This window comes from Enterobacter sp. 301B, from assembly GCF_003850715.1.
Taxonomy (GTDB): domain Bacteria; phylum Pseudomonadota; class Gammaproteobacteria; order Enterobacterales; family Enterobacteriaceae; genus Enterobacter; species Enterobacter intestinihominis.
The window spans coordinates 1-16,574 of sequence record NZ_PQTC01000042.1 but is presented as its reverse complement, the minus strand read 5'-3'; the positions used below and the strand labels follow the sequence as shown (position 1 = coordinate 16,574).

The following is a 16,574-nucleotide window of genomic DNA, read 5'->3' as shown; positions in this document are numbered from 1 at the left end:
ACGTTTTTTGCCAAATCGATTCCAATAGTTTTAACGTTCATGATAGCAGCGCTCCGTTCAATGAGTGACGATTTATCGTCCCACTGTGGCACAAGAGATGGGAGGCGACCATTCCATTAACAAAGCCACGGTGTGGATAAGCCACCGTGCCGGGGCGTTTTTGTTTCATCCAGCAGCTCACCCAGCACGGGCCAGGCGTTGTCTGCCATATCAGCACCGCATTTTTGACCCAGAATTGCCGTAAATGCCCACAGCTGCTCAGCCGTCAATCCCGCATTCAGACTGATGGCATAATGGCTTTTCAGTTGGCTGGTGACACCGGGAATTGCAGCCAGAAACGAAATGGTGGCCAGCTCCCTCGTCTGCCAGCTCAGGGTGTCACGCTGGAAAATATCACCAAACAGGTGCGTTTTAAGGAACTGGTCAATTGCAGGCGCAAAGGTAAATAGCGGGCCTGTTACGGGTTTCCCGATAAGACGCGTCTGGTTTTGCGTGCCACCTTCAAGGGCATTCCAGTTCTCAGGAAAAGAGGATGCGTCTTCTCCCGCATTATCCGTAATTCCTTGCTGCTGACGCTGTTCCACCACGCCCATAAGCACGCCAAGGGCATTCAGGCTGCGAGGAAAACCGGCATAGGCATAGAGCTGAATCAGGACTTCTTTGATTTCATTGATGGTAAGGCCTGTATCCAGCCCGTGCTGTATTTCAGCAGCGAGTTTTTCTGTGTCGCCCTTTGCGGCGAAAGCCGCAATTGGAATAATGGCCTGCTGTTTATTGTCCAGCCTGTTTTGCATAACAAATCTCCGGGTGTATTGCGAAAAAGAGAAGGGCGTGCGCCCTGATACCGGCAGTGTATGCAAAGCAGGATTCAATGATAATACGGGTAAATATGCATGGACTTATGCATGGCGCTCATTAATGCGGGGATGACATCAGCAGAATACCAAAGATGGCTCCCGGGTTAATGGCATTTTGGCTTGAGGCAGACCGGATATTGGGTGCCTGCCTCATGGCATGTGTGAGGGTTATTGATAGTGGCTATCTGCCCAGTCGAGCATATTCTCAAGTAAGGATCGCAGCAGCGCCTGAAGTTGAGGGGCCTTTTCCTCTGCATACGCATAAGGCGCCATTTCGTTCATATAATTGACCTGCGCCAGTTCAAGTTGCACGGCATGAATATTCGCGTCAGGCTGTCCGTATGCCCGGGTAATATAGCCGCCCTTAAACCGGCCATTAAGCACATGGCTGAATGGCGACTGTTTCTGACAGCAATCGACCAGACGGTCGCTCAGGGCTGCAGCGCAACTGGCGCCGCCGTTGGTACCGAGGTTCAAATCAGGCAACCGACCATCAAACAGACGCGGGATAACCGATGCAATAGAATGCGCGTCAAACAGCAGTGCATAACCAAACTGGTGTTTTATCCGCGCCAGCTCTGACTGGATACGCTGGTGGTAAGGGTGCCAGATTTGCGCCAGATAGTGCCGACGATGGGCGGCTGTCGGCGTCATGCCGGGCGTAAAGCTGTCCCGACCATCAAATAAAGTCTCCGGGTACAATCCTGTGGTGGCGGTGGTATAGAGCGGCGTATCGTCAGCAGGGCGATTCAGGTCGATAACAAAACGGGAATAATTCCCGACCAGCATACTGGCGCCGAGGGCGTGAGCAAAATCGTACAGGCGGGGAATATGCCAGTCGGTATCGCCAAGCGGGCGTGCGGCATCGCTCAGACCATTGTCGACCTCCGGCGTCAGTTGTGTTCCCGCGTGGGGAATACTGATAAGCAACGGTGCACTGCCAGCCGTGAAATGGTAAGGATCGATAATGTCAGTCATAGCTGAAAGGCTCATGGATGAACGTTTCCTCGTATTTTCCCGCGATAGACCACCGTGCAGGGCAATTGACCGCCCAGCCAGTAGATCAGTTCAGCCGGTCGCGACAGCGGCCAGTGGATAAAATCGGCAACCTTACCTTCGGCAAGCGTACCGTGAGACGCGGCCAGACCGAGGGCGCGCGCGCCGTGGCACGTAATCCCGGCCAGCGCTTCCTCCGGCGTCAGACCAAACAGTGTACAGCCCATATTCAGCATCAGGCGCAATGACAGCACCGGGGATGTCCCCGGGTTGGCATCACTCGCCAGGGCCATCGGCACCTGATACTGGCGGAAAAAATTCACGGGCGGGTGCTGTTTTTCACGCAGTAAATACCATGCGCCGGGCAGCAGGACGGCGACAGTGCCGCTGGCCGCCATGGCGTGAGCATCTTCCTGGGTGGCGTATTCAAGGTGATCCGCCGACAAGGCGTGATAGTTTGCCGCCAGTGAACTGCCATGCAGGGCAGAGAGTTGTTCCGCATGCAATTTAACCGGCAACCCCAAAGCCTGTGCAGCATCAAAAATGCGCTCGACTTGTGCTGGGGAGAACGCAAGGTGCTCACAGAATGCGTCAACGGCATCCGCCAGTTTTTCTCTGGCGACAATGGGCAGCAGGGTATCGCAAATAAAGTCGATATAGTCCTCCGCCCGGTCTTTGTACTCGGGCGGCAGGGCATGGGCGGCAAGACAGGTGGACTGAATATCGACAGGCAACAGAGTGGCTAATTTGCGGATAACCCGCAACATTTTTAATTCACTGTCCAGGGTCAGCCCGTAGCCTGACTTAATTTCAAGGCAGGTGACCCCCTCGGCCAGCAGCGGTTGCAAACGCAATAAAGCCTGCCGGAGCAGTTCCTCTTCCGTGGCGTCCCGGGTGGCGTTTACAGTGGATAAAATACCACCGCCCGCCGCGGCGATTTCTGCATAGCTTACGCCATTTAACCGCTGCTCAAATTCGGCGCTGCGGTTCCCGCCGAACACCAGATGAGTATGACAATCGATAAATCCCGGGGTAATTATCCCGCCGTCGAATACATGCTGTTGTGCATGGGGAAACGCCGGGCAGTCGGCATTACGGCCAAGCCAGACAATTTTTCCCTCCGTCACTGCCAATGCGCCGTTTTCTATCACGTTGTAACGGCCATCCTGCATGGTGACCAGCGTGGCGCCGCGCCAGACACTGTCACAGTGCGCCGGGGGCGTGACAGTAAGGCAAAGGGACGAGGCTAAGGACATAGCAGACTCCGGATGATTTATCTTGTATAGACAATTAAAGTCAACCTAACCCATAACCGAAAGGGCGGCAAGGCGGCCAGAGATAGTTTTTTCTTATCGCCAACTGTCGCGTAAAGACGGGCGGCCTGTGAATGCCGCCTGCGCCAGACGCGATTAGCCGTGACTGGTAAAACGGCCAAATAACTGATAACGCGAACCCGGGTAAATCAGGCGGGCGGACGTCACAACGCGGCTGCCGCTCCAGGTTCGCCGGTGAATCAACAGGCAGGGCTCATGCTCCTCAAGTTGCAGCAAGTGGCGTTGTTCATCGCTGGCGCTGATGGCTTCAACGCGGTGCTCCCCTGCGGTCAGCGGGGCAATATCCATCAGATAGGTATATGGCGTCTGTTTATTGAGCACCTGCCGGAGGTAATCCGGCGCCGTTTCCGGGTTAACAAAACGGTCTTCAATTTGTACCGGAACGTTATTTTCGTAATGCACAATTTGGGAGTAAAACAGCGTATCACCGATGGCAATCCCCAACTGGAGCGCTTGATCGGCGTCCGCCTGGCGGGCCTCGCACACTAAAATTTTACTGTCATGACGATGACCACGTTGGGCGATTTCATCAGCAATATTATGGACCTCAAGCATCGGTGTATAGGCTTTTGCTTCGGCGACAAACGTCCCCACGCCCTGCATGCGGATTAAAAAACCTTCGCTGGTCAGTTCGCGCAGCGCCCGGTTGATGGTCATACGGCTGACGCCAATTTCATTAACCAGCTCACTTTCCGATGGAATACGTTGGTGGGGTTTCCAGACGCCGGCGCGAATCTGGCCAATGATGGCCTGTTTCACCCGCTGATAAATGGGCGCCGGTGCATCGCTCATGGCGGCGGCCAGCTCAGATAGTGTCTGCCGGGTCACGTCTTGTTGCGCCGTACCGGCCGATGAAAAAAGGGTGGGCTCAGACATGTTTCTTACCTCTCAAAAGTGCCACAGACAAGGTCATCGTTTCCCGGACGCTGGCGTATTTTCAACCGCGAAGCGTAAGCAGAAAAGCTGTGGTGAAAAACTCAAATGATAAAAAAAGGAATGGCGCAAGTTTACAGCCAAACCATGCATATGTATATGTATAGACAAGTCGCCCCAAAGTTTTGCAATTGTTTACTTATAATTGCCTTTATGTTTCTTTTGCTGCTCAGGAACGTTGTTATGCCTGCTTATTTTGCTACACAAGCCCTGCTTGCTGAAGGATGGGCTCACAATGTGCGTCTGGATGTCGATGCTGCCGGCATGTTAACCGCCATCACGCCGGACAGCACAGCACAGGATGCTGTCCGGCTTTCAGGTCCGGTGATCCCGGGTATGCCGAATTTACACTCTCATGCATTCCAGCGGGTGATGGCCGGGCTGGCGGAGGTGGCCGGAAACCCGCAGGACAGTTTCTGGACCTGGCGTGACCTGATGTATCGCACGGTGCAGCGATTAACGCCGGACCAGGTCGGTATTATCGCCCGCCAGTTGTATATCGAGATGCTCAAAGGGGGTTATACCCAGGTCGCTGAGTTCCACTATCTGCACAATGATATCAGCGGTAACCCCTATGCTGACCGCGGCGAGATGACCGCCCAATTAAGCGCCGCTGCCGACCTTGCGGGAATCGGCCTGACGCTGTTGCCCGTGCTCTACAGCTATGCCGGGTTTGGCGGGCAACCGGCTCAGGCGGGTCAGGTGCGGTTTATTCAGGACGCTGACACCTATTTGCGCCAGCAGGCGATTATCCGCCAGCAGATAACGGGCAAAGTACTGCAAAACCAGGGCCTGTGTTTTCACTCACTACGGGCCGTGACCCCCACGCAGATGCAGCAGGTTTTACAGGCCAGCGACCCGGCATTGCCTGTACATATCCATATCGCCGAGCAGCAAAAAGAAGTCAATGACTGCCTGAGCTGGAGCGGACAACGCCCCATTGCGTGGCTGTATGATCACCTGGATATCGATGCCCGCTGGTGTCTTGTCCACGCGACACATGCGGATGAGAAAGAAGTGGCCCGCATGGCGCAAAGCGGTGCGGTTGCCGGGCTGTGCCCCACAACAGAAGCGAATCTGGGCGACGGTATTTTCCCCGGCGTCGATTATTTGGCACAGCGCGGTCACTGGGGTATTGGTTCCGACAGCCATGTTTCACTTAATGTGGTGGAAGAGCTGCGCTGGTTCGAATATGGGCAGCGCTTACGTGATCAGCGCCGCAACCGCCTGACAACGGCGACCCAAAATGTGGTGGGCGATGTGTTGTACACCCAGGCGCTTGCCGGTGGTGCGCAGGCCTGTGGCGCGCCTGTCGGGAGATTGTCAGTGGGGTATCGCGCCGACTGGCTGGTGCTGGATGGACAGGATCCTTACTTGGCGGCAGCCCGCGCCCCTGAAATTCTCAACCGCTGGTTATTTGCCGGCCACGCCGGGCAGATTCGCGATGTGTATGTTGGCGGGACCCCCCGCATTATCAATGGGCAACATGCGCAGCAACAGGCCGTTGCCGCTGATTTTCTGCAGGTACTGCGCCAACTGGCGGAGGCGACAGCATGACGGGCTGGCAGCGTTTTTCCCAGACCAGGCTGCCGGTCAGTCGCTGGCGTAATGGCGGCGGCGAAACCCGCGAAATTATCAGCTGGCCGCCAGGGCAGGCGGATTTTGACTGGCGTGCCAGCATTGCCACTGTCGCGCAGGATGGCCCGTTTTCCGCTTTCCCCGGCATTGCGCGTTCCATCACGCTGTTGAGTGGCGAGGGCATGCAACTGACTGACGGCATCGGGGTGAATCATGTGCTGAATACCGTGGGAGAACCCTTCGAGTTTAGCGGGGATCTTGCACTCCACGCACATCTTCTGGGGGGCGAGACGATGGATTTTAACCTGATGACCCGGCGTACTGTCTGTTTGCCCGGCGTTGTCGCCCTCAGGGGAAGTGGCACGGTGTCCCGTGAGCAGGGCGGTGTGCTTTTCGCCATTCAGGGTGACTGGCAATTACCGGATGGGACCCGGCTGGGCGCGGGTGAAGGTATCTGGTGGCCACCGACGTCAGACAGCTGTCAGACGACACAGTGGCCGATTTCTGCCTTGCATACTGTGGATGCACAAAAAACGCGCAGTCTGCTACTTTGGGCGGCGGTCATTGCCTGAGTTGGTGCGTCCTGCACTGGTTTGGCGCATCCTGCGCACTTATTTGATTCGACAGGCAGAGAAAACCACTGGCCACAGGCCGAAATAACCGGGAAAGCAGGCATAGCTGAACTGGCACAAAGCTTGCTTTACTTATTCGGCTTGCTTGTATAGACAAGAGTATACAGTAGCGTATTTTGCCCGGGCAGTTCACTGGCCAGGCATTTCCCCGAGACAGGTAATTTGGCAGGAGTGGCAGATGAGCAACATGATTTCCAGGACTGTGCTGAAGCGTTCGTTATCCATGTTAGGGCTGGCAGTGACATTGGGTTGCGGGGCAATAAACACCGCCATGGCGGCAGAGACTCCGGTGGCCATTGGTATTTCCGGGTGGACAGGATTCGCTCCCCTGACACTGGCCGATAAGGCAGGCATTTTCAAAAAGAATGGCCTGGACGTGACGCTGAAAATGGTACCCCAGCAATCACGCCACCTGGCCATTGCATCAGGCTCTTTGCAGTGCGCGGCGACCACGGTGGAAACCTACCTCACCTGGAATGCCAGCGGTGTGCCCATCAAGCAAATTGTGCAACTGGATAAATCCTATGGCGCGGATGGGATTGCCGTACGTGGGGGTATCAATAAAGTGGCTGACCTGAAAGGGAAAACCATCAGTGTCGATGCACCAGGAACCTCCTCCTATTTTCTGCTGGCCTGGATCCTCGATAAAAACGGCATGACGATGAAAGACGTCAAACTGGCAACCCTGGGGCCGGATGCCGCCGCTCATGCCTTTATTGCCGGGCAGAACGATGCCGCTGTGACGTACGAGCCGTATCTCTCCACCATCCGCCAAAGCCCGGACAAAGGCAAAATTCTGACCACCACACTGGATTATCCCATGGTGATGGACACCCTGGGTTGTACGCCATCCTGGCTGGATAAAAACCCCAAAGCGGCTCAGGCACTGGTAAATAGCTACTTTGAAGCCCTGGATATGATCAAAAAAGATCCGGATAAAGCCAATGAGATTATGGGGGCGGCGGTCAAAGAAACCGGCAAACAGTTTGCTGAAGAGTCCAGCTATCTGCGCTGGCAAGACCGTGATGCGAACAAGAAGTTCTTCAGTGGCGAGATTGTCACCTTTACCAACGAAGCGGCGCGTTTGCTGACGGAAATGAAAATCCTGCATAAAACGCCAGATATTAATACGTTGTATGACGCGAAGTATGTGACTCAGCCATGAAGGACCACAAGATGAACAGTCCTGTCAGTCAGGCCGCGGAATTTCCCGCCAGTACGCAGTCAGTTTTACGTGAGCCGGCGCCTCTGCCGGCAAGTAAAAAGGTCTGGCACAACCCGATGATGGTGCCACTGCGCCCCGTGGCGTCCCGTCATCGCTGGTTTTTGGGCTTCTGCTTTTTTGTGCTGTTTTTCGCGCTGTGGGCGCTGGTGACTTTTACCGGGCTGGTGTCGCCGACATTCCTTGCCAGTCCGGCCAGTATGTTGCAGGAAGGGGGGCTGTTATTTACCGATTTTGATTTCACAACAGATATCGGTATGACGGTAATGCGTGTACTGGGCGGCTTTATTCTGGCGTGCATTATCGCCGTGCCGCTGGGTATTCTGATGGGCTCATACAAACTGATCGAAGCGTTTTTTGAGCCCTTCGTTTCGTTTTGCCGCTACCTGCCCGCATCGGCGTTTGTCCCCCTGCTTATTCTGTGGGCAGGGATTGGCGAAATGCAAAAAATACTGGTGATCTTTATCGGTTCGTTCTTTCAGATAACCCTGATGGTTGCGGTGGCTGTCGGCGCGGCGCGGCGCGATCTGGTGGAAGCGGCGTATACCCTTGGCGCGACCAACAAGAGCGTGGTGCGTCGGGTGATAATCCCCGGGGCGGCGCCGGAAATTGCGGAACTGCTGCGCCTGGTGCTGGGCTGGGCATGGACCTATGTCATCGTGGCGGAACTGATTGGTTCATCCAGCGGGATAGGTCACATGATTGTCAATAGCCAGGCGTTACTCAATACCGGGCAAATGATTTTCGGCATTATCGTGATTGGCTGCATTGGATTGCTGTCTGATCTGTTGTTTAAAGCGGTGAATCGCCGCCTGTTTGTATGGAGTTCGCTGTGATGAGCTATCCGAAGCTGAGTGTTCGCCAGGTGGAACGCGTCTTCAGTGGCCCGAAAGGCGAGAAGACCCAGGCATTACTGCCCGTGGATTATCAGGTCAATGAGAACGACTTTATTACCATTCTCGGGCCTTCCGGGTGCGGTAAATCCACACTTTTACGCATTGTTGCCGGGCTGGATCAGCCCACCCGCGGCGAGGTCTGGCTGGATGGCGTGCTGGTCGATGGTCCGGGCGCGGATCGCGGCATGGTATTCCAGAGTTACACACTGTTCCCCTGGTTGACGGTTGAGCAGAATATCTGCTTTGGCCTACAGGAACGCGGCGTGAGTAAAGCGGCACAAAAAGAGCGCAGCGACTACTTTATTAATAAGGTCGGTTTACGTGGGTTTGAGCAGCATTTCCCCCGTCAGTTGTCCGGCGGTATGCAACAGCGCACAGCCATTGCCCGCGCCCTGGCCAACGACCCGAAAATTCTGCTGATGGATGAACCTTTCGGCGCACTGGATAACCAGACGCGCGTCATGATGCAGGAACTGTTGTTGTCGATATGGGAATCTTCCCGCAAAACAGTCCTGTTTGTGACCCACGATATTGATGAGGCCATTTTTATGGCCAATAAAGTGGCGATTTTCAGTGCGCGCCCCGGGCGAATCAAAACGGAAGTGGCGGTAGATTTTCCGCACCCGCGTGATTATACCCTGAAAACATCACCAGAATTTATGGCATTGAAGGCGCGTATCACGGAAGAAATTCGTACGGAAACCCTGCAAACCATCGATCACTAAGTTCGCGGTATGCAGCGCAGTTAATCATGTTTTAGCGTGAGTCAGGTTGTGCATAAACACCCGGTGTTACACCGGGTTTACTTCCCGTTTTACTTGTATATACAGGAATAGATTATGGCTGCTTCATCCACCGATTACACCCTTTGCCGCCTGCAACCCGGGCATGTCCATTTGCCCATGTTGCGACAAATATACCAGGGTAATGTCCGCCTTGCGCTGGCCGAAGAGGCCCGTGCCGATGTGCTGGCCTCCCAGGAAACAGTCACCCGCATTGTGGCATCGGGAAACGTGGTGTACGGCATTAATACCGGGTTTGGCAAACTGGCGCAAACCCGTATTCCGGCGGAACGTCTGACCGAACTGCAACGAAACCTGGTGCTGTCCCACAGTGTGGGCACAGGCAAAAACCTGGCGGATAACGTTGTTCGCCTGGTGATGGCGACGAAAATTCTCAGCCTCTCCCGGGGTCATTCCGGTATTCGTATTGAGGTGATTGATGCACTGATAACGTTATTTAATGCGGGTGTGTACCCCTGTATTCCGGAAAAAGGATCCGTCGGCGCTTCGGGCGACCTGGCGCCGCTGGCGCATTTGTCATTGATGCTGATTGGCGAAGGGCAGGTGACACTGGGTGGCGAAACGATGTCCGCGGTTGAAGGCCTGGCTGCCGCAGGGCTGAGCCCCTTTGAACTTGGGCCGAAAGAAGGTCTGGCATTACTTAACGGCACCCAGGTATCGACATCCCTCGCGTTGTCAGGTTTGTTTGAAGCAGAACGGGTGTTTTCCGCAGGCCTGGTGGCCGGGGCATTATCACTGGAAGCGATTAAAGGCTCAGTTAAACCGCTTGACCCGCGTATTCATGAAGCACGCGGCCAGGAAGGCCAGATTGCTGTCGCCGCTGCGCTGACGGCGATCCTGGCCGGTAGCGATATTGTGACATCCCATGCTAACTGCGGCCGGGTTCAGGACCCTTATTCCATTCGTTGTGTCCCTCAGGTTATGGGTGCCTGCCTTGATAACCTGCGACATGCGGCCCGCATTCTACGTATTGAAGCAAACGCAGCATCCGATAACCCTCTGGTTTTTGCCGAAAATGGCGACGTGATTTCTGGCGGGAATTTCCACGCAGAACCCGTGGCTTTCGCCGCGGACATCATTGCGCTGGCGGTTGCCGAAGTGGGGGCGATTTCTGAACGCAGAATGGCCTTATTGTTGGACAGCGGTTTGTCCGGCTTGCCGCCTTTCCTGGTAAACGATGGCGGCGTTAACTCCGGCTTTATGATTGCGCAGGTCACGGCCGCCGCGCTGGCATCAGAAAATAAATCGCTGGCACATCCGGGCAGTGTCGACAGCCTGCCCACCTCCGCCAATCAGGAAGATCACGTTTCAATGGCGACCTATGCCGCCCGCCGTCTGGGCAATATGTGTTTTAACACCAGTGTGGTTGTCGGTATCGAAGCCATGGCCGCTGCCCAGGGACTTGATTTTCATCGTCCGTTGCAAAGTTCCGCCACACTGGAAAGCGAAATGAAGGCGATTCGGCAACATGTCGCTTTTCTCGAAAAAGATCGTCTGATGGCGCCGGATGTCGAAATGATGCGTTTGTGGGCGTCCCGTGAACACTGGCCTGCGGCCATTGAAGCATTACTGCCGAGCTTTGCCTGATAACGCTTTACATAAATTTCATTTTTTATAGAAGGATATGACCATGAACGCGCCACAGAAAAATGCCGCCGCCCATGTCGTTCGCGCTCCCCAGGGAACAGCGCTGAGTTGTCAAAACTGGTTGATCGAAGCGGCTTATCGCATGATCCAAAACAACCTTGACCCCGATGTTGCCGAACGCCCGGAAGACCTGGTGGTCTATGGCGGTATTGGTAAAGCCGCCCGCAACTGGCCTGCCTTCGAAGCCATTCTGGACAGCCTGCGGGCGTTGCGTGAAGACGAAACCCTGCTGGTACAGTCCGGTAAGCCGGTCGGTGTTTTTCGCACCCATACCAATGCGCCGCGCGTGTTGATTGCTAACTCCAATATTGTGCCGCACTGGGCCCACTGGGACCACTTTCACGAACTGGATAAAGCGGGCCTGATGATGTACGGCCAGATGACAGCAGGCTCCTGGATTTACATTGGTGCGCAGGGCATTGTGCAGGGGACGTATGAAACTTTTGCCGAAGCGGGCCGACAGCACTACAACGGCGACCTGCGGGGCAAATGGATTCTGACGGCAGGGCTTGGTGGTATGGGCGGCGCCCAACCGCTGGCTGGCGTGCTGGCAGGGGCCTGCGTCCTGGCCATTGAATGCCAGGAATCCCACATTGATTTCCGTCTGCGTACCCGTTATGTGGACTATAAGACCCGCAGCCTCGATGAGGCGCTGGCGATGATTGAAAAAGCCTGTGCGGAGAAAAAAGCCATCTCTGTCGGCCTGCTGGGCAATGCCGCTGAGTTGATGCCGCAACTGGCGGCGCGGGCAAAAGCGGGTGGCCTGCGTCCGGATATTGTGACCGATCAGACCTCCGCTCATGATCCGCTTAATGGCTATCTGCCGGAAGGCTGGAGCCTGGAAAAATGGCAGGCCGCCCGTCAGTCAGATCCGCAATCCGTGGTGAAAGCCGCCCGCGCTTCTATGGCAAAACATGTCCAGGCCATGCTCGATTTTCACCATATGGGGATCCCCACCGTCGATTACGGCAACAATATCCGCCAGGTCGCCAAAGAAGAGGGCGTTGAAAACGCCTTTGATTTCCCGGGTTTTGTCCCGGCCTACATCCGCCCGCTGTTCTGTGAAGGCAAAGGGCCATTCCGTTGGGTTGCCCTTTCCGGCGACCCGGAAGATATCTATAAGACCGACGCGAAACTCAAAGAACTCTTCCCGGACAACACCAATCTGATCAACTGGCTGGACATGGCGCGTGAGCGCATTGCCTTCCAGGGGCTGCCTGCGCGTATTTGCTGGCTGGGCCTGGGTGAACGTCACCGCGCCGGGCTGGCGTTTAACGAAATGGTGCGTAACGGCGAACTGAAAGCGCCGATTGTTATTGGCCGTGATCATCTGGATACGGGGTCAGTGGCATCGCCGAACCGTGAAACCGAAGCGATGAAAGATGGCTCTGATGCGGTATCCGACTGGCCATTACTCAATGCATTGCTCAATACCGCCGGGGGTGCCACCTGGGTCAGTCTGCACCATGGTGGCGGTGTTGGCATGGGCTTTTCACAACATGCCGGGATGGTGATTGTGTGCGATGGCACTGAAGATGCCGATGCCCGACTGGCGCGTGTGCTGTGGAACGACCCTGCCACCGGGGTGATGCGCCATGCGGATGCTGGCTATGAACAGGCAAAAGCCTGTGCTGAACGTCATCATTTGAATTTGCCGATGATCTGATGCCTGAATGCCGGATGGCCTGGTGTTGTGCCTCCGGCGTTTTTTTGAGGGATATGCAATGGCTTCTGATGTAGCAGTTTCCAGTTCACTTGTTGATTCACAACAGCAGATACTGAAAAACCTCGCCAGGCCCACAGCGCGGTCATTAAGCCTGTATAACGCCGGGTTGTCGGCGGAAGCGGTACGACAGCAATATGGGTTGAGCCATATCGCCAAACTGGCCAGTAATGAAAATCCGCTGGGCGCCAGCCCGCAGGTCATCGCGGCACTGCAGGCGGATGCCGGTTTCAGCGCAGTCTATTCGGATGCTGCCAGTACAGCGCTGCGCGATGCGCTGGCAACGTATACCGGTGTGCAGGCCGGGAATATTGTTATCGGGAATGGTTCAGAAGATATCCTGCATATGCTGGCACTGGCCTTTCTCAACCCCGGGGACCGCGTGGTCACATTGCGACCTTCATTTGGTCTGCATGAGATTTTCCCGCGCATGATGGGCGCGGACGTCACCCTGGTTGACGTGAATAAGCAGCATCAGTTCGATATCGCCGCCTGGACTCAGGCACTTTCGATGCCCGCCAAAATGGTGATTTTCAGCAACCCGTCGAATCCCGTGGGCTGCATGCTCGACAATGCAGGTTTTGAGCGCATCATCGCCGCGGCACCTCAGGACTGTGTGCTGGTGATTGATGAGGCCTATTTCGAATATTGCCGGAACAACCCGGATTATCCGGACAGCCAGCGTGTGCTGGCCGCGCAGTCGCGCCCCTGGATTGTGCTGCGTACTTTTTCGAAAGCCTACGGCCTGGCGGGATTGCGGGTGGGCTATGGCTTAGCCAGTCACCCTGAACTGGTCAATCTGCTCAATCGCGTTCGCACACCGTTTAATATTAACCGTTCGGCACAAGCGGCGGCCGTGGTAGCTCTGGGGGATCAGCAACATGTTAATGACAGCATTGCGCTGGTCAGTGCGCAGCGCGACATGATGTCGGCGCAGCTCACGGCGCTGGGTTTCCGCGTTGCGCCATCCTGCGCCAACTTCCTGTTTTTTGACTGCGGGCAGCCTGCGGCAGAACTGGCGCAGCGTCTGCTGTGCGATGGCGTCATTATCAAGCCATGGCGGGAGAAGGGGTATGAACACTGGATCCGGGTGTCTGTGGGGAATGAACAGGATAACCAGCAGTTTATTCGGAGCCTGAAACGTATCCTGGCGGAGGATGCCGCGTGACAGTGTTGAACATTGATGATTTACGTCGGCAGGCAAAGCGCACGCTTCCCCGTTTTGCTTTCAGTTATCTGGAGGGTGGGGCCGATGATGAACAAACGTTACAGGATAATCGCCGTGTTTTCGGCCGCTGGCGCTTTATTCCCCCTGTGCTGACAGATGCTACGCAACGGGATTTATCCGTCACGCTGTGTGGACAGAAGCTGGCTGCGCCCTTGTTTATCGCCCCGACAGGCTACAACGGCATGCTGCGGTTTGGCGCAGATGTGATGCTGGCGCGGGCCGCCAGAGAGGCGGGCATCGGCTATATACAGAGTACGGTTTCGACGGCCTCCATTGAAGAGATCGCCGCAGAAAACATTCCCCGACACTGGTTCCAGCTCTATGTGCTGAAAGACCGCGCCGTCACGACAGGGTTACTGACCCGGGCCCGGGCGGCGGGTTGTACGACCCTGGTGGTTTCTGTGGATGCGGTGCACTTTGGCAACCGTGAAAAGGACAAACGGAATTACCGACGGCCCATGGAACTATCTCTGCCGAGCATGCTGGACATTGCGATGCATCCCGGCTGGGTGTGGCGAGCCATCAGGCCCGCAGGCATCCCTGGCTTTGGCAACCTGAAATCTTATGTTCCGGCTGACAAACAACGAGGCGCAGGTGGCGCGAGCTATTTTGCCGAACAGATGGATACCCACCTGGACTGGGCCACACTGCACTGGATCCGCACACAGTGGTCAGGTCCCCTGTTAATTAAAGGTATCCTGGCGCCTGAAGATGCCCGGCGCGCTTTTGCCGCGGGCGTGGATGGCATTGTGTTATCAAACCATGGCGGGCGACAACTGGACGGTTCAGTCAGCCCCATGGAAGTACTGCAGGAGATTCGTCAGTGCTGCGGTCCTGATGCTGTCATCCTTATCGACAGTGGATTTCGCCGTGGCACCGATGTGGTGAAAGCACTGGCGCTGGGCGCGAATGGCGTGCTGATTGGCCGACCTGTGCTCTATGGCGTCGCTGCCTTTGGTGAGGCGGGTGCGAAACAAGCGCTGAACATTATTTTGCAGGAGATGGATCGCACGCTGGCGCAACTGGGATGCACTTCGATTGCCCAGTTAGGGCCGCATTTGCTGCGTTTTCAGCCTGCTATGGCGGGGTTTTAATATGTACACCATCGTTATCACGGAGCATCAGTTATGCAGGCACAAAATATTATCTTCCCGGCGCAGATCCTGCGTGGCGCAGGTGCGGTTTCGCGTATCGGTGAGGTCTGCGGATTATTGGGTTCACGGGCGCTGATTATCGGCGGCCATAGTGGCCTGGCGGCGGTGGAAGCGCATATCCGCTATCAACTGGCGGCATCATCGGTGACGGTGGTTGGCCGGGAGTGGTTTGGCGGCGTGTGCAGCGAAAGCCATATTCATCGTCTGGCGCAAGTGGTGCAGGCCACCGGCGCAGACCTGGTCATTGGCGTGGGTGGGGGAAAAGCCCTGGATACCAGTAAAGCCGTGGGCGTGGAGACCCGTGTCCCGGTGGTCACCGTGCCAACCATTGCGGCAACCTGCGCGGCGGTGACGCCACTCACTGTCCGTTATCACGATGACGGCCATTTTCGGGATCTCTTTCCACTGAATCAGGCGCCTGCTGTGGTGATTATTGACACAGAAATCATAGCCGCCGCGCCGCTGCGCTGGTTGGCGGCAGGCCTTGGCGATACACTGGCGAAATGGTACGAGTTTCGCGCTATCAGCGCCGGGCTGGACAATCACAGCGGTATCGCCCGGGCGTCCATTGCCAACAGCCGTATCTGCTATGACCTGATCAATACCCACGGCCCCGCCGCCTGCGATGCAGTTCGCAAAGGGGTGCCCGATGCTGCGCTGGAGCAAGTACTGGATGCGATATTTATGTTTGCCGGACTGACCTCATTAATGAGCAGTGGGGCACATGCTGCTGCCGCTCATGCAATTTATGAGGGGTTTACCGTATGCGATAAAACCCGCGAATTTGGTCATGGCTTATTGGTGGGATTTGGCAACCTTTGCCTGCTGGCGCTGGAGAACCGCAGCGATGAGGAATTGCTGGAGGCCATTGGCCTGGCCCGCGCGTGCGCTATCCCGCTCAGCCTGCGGGAAATTGCTGAACTGGACAGCACGGAACTGGCGGGGATTATTGATATGGCATTGCATGCGCCGGATATGGCGAACATGCCGGCTCCGGTCACAGCGGGCGCACTGTATAGCGCCATTGCGCGTGTGGAACATCAGGCCGGGTTGTTGTAGTACCCTCAGCAGCGTATCCCGATGGTGGAAAACGTGAATACGCTGTTTCCTGTTGTCGGTCTTCGTTCGCGCAGGTGCCCATTGTGAGTCAGTGAAACGCATAACGCCCTTCGCCCACCAAAATGGTTTGACCCTTGAGCGCCGCCGTGTCGGTGAGAAAATCGAGTTGCACCAGCGCGTTGCTGTTCCCTTGATTGAACTGGAAATACTTATCGCCAATACGCAGCGCCGGATTGCCCGCGCGCGTTGTCATCGGGAGGTCGAAGAGCGCGCTCCAGCGCCTGGCTATGGCGTACGGGTTCTCCACTTCAAACTCGGCGGCGGACAGAGCAACCTCACCGGCAGGATGGGGCTGGATAATCCCTTGTTGGTGGAGGTGCTCCAGGGAAGGTGCGAACAAGTTCCTGATATGAGATCATCATATTCATCCGGAGCGCATCCCAGAGGGACATCATGAGCCATCAACTCACCTTCGCCGATAGTGAATTCAGCACTAAGCGCCGTCAGACCCG

General features: G+C 55.9%; 15 protein-coding genes. 10 read left to right on the top strand and 5 right to left on the bottom strand.

The window, feature by feature from the left end; all coding sequences use genetic code 11:
* Window positions 1–116: 116 nt before the first annotated feature.
* The 4 genes from C3451_RS23120 to hutC all read right to left on the bottom strand — a co-directional run bounded on the left by C3451_RS23120 (window position 117) and on the right by hutC (window position 4,063).
* A complete protein-coding gene (locus C3451_RS23120) occupies window positions 117–794 on the bottom strand; it encodes a carboxymuconolactone decarboxylase family protein (protein ID WP_124304450.1) in 678 nt (225 codons plus the stop codon).
* Between the two features lie 231 nt (window positions 795–1,025).
* Window positions 1,026–1,835 carry an N-formylglutamate deformylase gene (hutG, locus tag C3451_RS23115; protein ID WP_023280897.1) on the bottom strand — a complete coding sequence of 270 codons (810 nt, stop codon included), beginning with the start codon at window positions 1,833–1,835 and terminating at the stop codon, window positions 1,026–1,028.
* 11 nt (window positions 1,836–1,846) lie between these two features.
* Window positions 1,847–3,109 carry an imidazolonepropionase gene (hutI, locus tag C3451_RS23110; RefSeq protein WP_001515701.1) on the bottom strand — a complete coding sequence of 421 codons (1,263 nt, stop codon included), beginning with the start codon at window positions 3,107–3,109 and terminating at the stop codon, window positions 1,847–1,849.
* 153 nt (window positions 3,110–3,262) lie between these two features.
* Window positions 3,263–4,063: a histidine utilization repressor gene (gene hutC, locus C3451_RS23105; RefSeq protein ID WP_001294851.1), complete on the bottom strand. Its 801-nt coding sequence runs from the start codon at window positions 4,061–4,063 to the stop codon at window positions 3,263–3,265.
* 240 nt (window positions 4,064–4,303) lie between these two features.
* Here hutC and C3451_RS23100 point away from each other — a divergent pair, with 240 nt between their 5' ends.
* From C3451_RS23100 to C3451_RS23055, 10 genes are all read left to right on the top strand, one after another.
* Window positions 4,304–5,677 (top strand): formimidoylglutamate deiminase, encoded by a 1,374-nt coding sequence (locus C3451_RS23100; protein ID WP_016240371.1) that lies wholly within the window; start codon window positions 4,304–4,306, stop codon window positions 5,675–5,677.
* Window positions 5,674–6,270 (top strand): HutD family protein, encoded by a 597-nt coding sequence (locus C3451_RS23095; RefSeq protein WP_000148344.1) that lies wholly within the window; start codon window positions 5,674–5,676, stop codon window positions 6,268–6,270. The genes C3451_RS23100 and C3451_RS23095 overlap by 4 nt, the downstream gene beginning before the upstream one ends.
* Before the next feature lie 238 nt (window positions 6,271–6,508).
* Window positions 6,509–7,495 carry an ABC transporter substrate-binding protein gene (locus C3451_RS23090; protein ID WP_000069054.1) on the top strand — a complete coding sequence of 329 codons (987 nt, stop codon included), beginning with the start codon at window positions 6,509–6,511 and terminating at the stop codon, window positions 7,493–7,495.
* A gap of 11 nt (window positions 7,496–7,506) precedes the next feature.
* A complete protein-coding gene (locus C3451_RS23085; protein WP_001087990.1) occupies window positions 7,507–8,388 on the top strand; it encodes an ABC transporter permease in 882 nt (293 codons plus the stop codon).
* Window positions 8,388–9,173, top strand: coding sequence for an ABC transporter ATP-binding protein (locus C3451_RS23080; RefSeq protein WP_016240370.1), 786 nt, complete (start codon window positions 8,388–8,390; stop codon window positions 9,171–9,173). The genes C3451_RS23085 and C3451_RS23080 overlap by 1 nt, the downstream gene beginning before the upstream one ends.
* Window positions 9,174–9,287: 114 nt before the next feature.
* On the top strand, window positions 9,288–10,838 hold the full coding sequence (gene hutH, locus C3451_RS23075; protein ID WP_000741484.1) for a histidine ammonia-lyase: 1,551 nt from the start codon (window positions 9,288–9,290) through the stop codon (window positions 10,836–10,838).
* Between the two features lie 43 nt (window positions 10,839–10,881).
* Window positions 10,882–12,564, top strand: coding sequence for a urocanate hydratase (gene hutU / locus C3451_RS23070; protein WP_000993475.1), 1,683 nt, complete (start codon window positions 10,882–10,884; stop codon window positions 12,562–12,564).
* A 58-nt stretch (window positions 12,565–12,622) separates the two neighbouring features.
* Complete coding sequence (hisC, locus tag C3451_RS23065; protein WP_000135555.1) at window positions 12,623–13,789, top strand: histidinol-phosphate transaminase; 1,167 nt, start codon at window positions 12,623–12,625, stop codon at window positions 13,787–13,789.
* Window positions 13,786–14,943, top strand: coding sequence for an alpha-hydroxy acid oxidase (locus tag C3451_RS23060; RefSeq protein ID WP_000217345.1), 1,158 nt, complete (start codon window positions 13,786–13,788; stop codon window positions 14,941–14,943). Before hisC ends, C3451_RS23060 begins: the two co-directional genes overlap by 4 nt.
* 33 nt (window positions 14,944–14,976) lie before the next feature.
* Complete coding sequence (locus C3451_RS23055) at window positions 14,977–16,062, top strand: iron-containing alcohol dehydrogenase family protein (protein WP_001148851.1); 1,086 nt, start codon at window positions 14,977–14,979, stop codon at window positions 16,060–16,062.
* Window positions 16,063–16,150: 88 nt separating this feature from the next.
* Here the strand turns inward: C3451_RS23055 and C3451_RS24390 are convergent, their stop codons facing one another.
* On the bottom strand, window positions 16,151–16,462 hold the full coding sequence (locus tag C3451_RS24390) for a hypothetical protein (RefSeq protein ID WP_050595088.1): 312 nt from the start codon (window positions 16,460–16,462) through the stop codon (window positions 16,151–16,153).
* Between the last annotated feature and the right edge of the window lie 112 nt (window positions 16,463–16,574).

What these genes read in the sequence shown, in the direction of transcription:
- C3451_RS23120 (WP_124304450.1), bottom strand. Translation starts at nt 794, where the DNA reads ATGCAAAACAGGCTGGACAATAAACAGCAGGCCATTATTCCAATTGCG.
- hutG (WP_023280897.1), bottom strand. Translation starts at nt 1,835, where the DNA reads ATGACTGACATTATCGATCCTTACCATTTCACGGCTGGCAGTGCACCG.
- hutI (WP_001515701.1), bottom strand. Translation starts at nt 3,109, where the DNA reads ATGTCCTTAGCCTCGTCCCTTTGCCTTACTGTCACGCCCCCGGCGCAC.
- hutC (WP_001294851.1), bottom strand. Translation starts at nt 4,063, where the DNA reads ATGTCTGAGCCCACCCTTTTTTCATCGGCCGGTACGGCGCAACAAGAC.
- C3451_RS23100 (WP_016240371.1), top strand. Translation starts at nt 4,304, where the DNA reads ATGCCTGCTTATTTTGCTACACAAGCCCTGCTTGCTGAAGGATGGGCT.
- C3451_RS23095 (WP_000148344.1), top strand. Translation starts at nt 5,674, where the DNA reads ATGACGGGCTGGCAGCGTTTTTCCCAGACCAGGCTGCCGGTCAGTCGC.
- C3451_RS23090 (WP_000069054.1), top strand. Translation starts at nt 6,509, where the DNA reads ATGAGCAACATGATTTCCAGGACTGTGCTGAAGCGTTCGTTATCCATG.
- C3451_RS23085 (WP_001087990.1), top strand. Translation starts at nt 7,507, where the DNA reads ATGAACAGTCCTGTCAGTCAGGCCGCGGAATTTCCCGCCAGTACGCAG.
- C3451_RS23080 (WP_016240370.1), top strand. Translation starts at nt 8,388, where the DNA reads ATGAGCTATCCGAAGCTGAGTGTTCGCCAGGTGGAACGCGTCTTCAGT.
- hutH (WP_000741484.1), top strand. Translation starts at nt 9,288, where the DNA reads ATGGCTGCTTCATCCACCGATTACACCCTTTGCCGCCTGCAACCCGGG.
- hutU (WP_000993475.1), top strand. Translation starts at nt 10,882, where the DNA reads ATGAACGCGCCACAGAAAAATGCCGCCGCCCATGTCGTTCGCGCTCCC.
- hisC (WP_000135555.1), top strand. Translation starts at nt 12,623, where the DNA reads ATGGCTTCTGATGTAGCAGTTTCCAGTTCACTTGTTGATTCACAACAG.
- C3451_RS23055 (WP_001148851.1), top strand. Translation starts at nt 14,977, where the DNA reads ATGCAGGCACAAAATATTATCTTCCCGGCGCAGATCCTGCGTGGCGCA.